General features: G+C 58.7%; 1 rRNA gene. It reads right to left on the bottom strand.

Going from position 1 to position 242, the window contains the following annotated elements:
* Positions 1-242: ribosomal RNA gene (locus QSK52_RS39395) — 23S ribosomal RNA — on the bottom strand; the annotation flags it as partial.

The following is a 242-nucleotide window of genomic DNA, read 5'->3' as shown; positions in this document are numbered from 1 at the left end:
GCACCGGGCAGGCGTCAGTCCGTATACATCGCCTTACGGCTTCGCACGGACCTGTGTTTTTAGTAAACAGTCGCTTCTCGCTGGTCTCTGCGGCCACCACCAGCTCAGGGAGCACGTCCCGTCACCAACAGTGGCCCCCCTTCTCCCGAAGTTACGGGGGCATTTTGCCGAGTTCCTTAACCACAGTTCACCCGAACGCCTCGGTATTCTCTACCAGACCACCTGAGTCGGTTTAGGGTACG

The organism is Kitasatospora phosalacinea, assembly GCF_030268885.1.
GTDB classification, from domain to species: Bacteria; Actinomycetota; Actinomycetes; order Streptomycetales; family Streptomycetaceae; genus Kitasatospora; species Kitasatospora phosalacinea_C.
The sequence above is the reverse complement of the archived record's forward strand: the minus strand, read 5'-3'. Positions and strand labels throughout refer to the sequence as shown.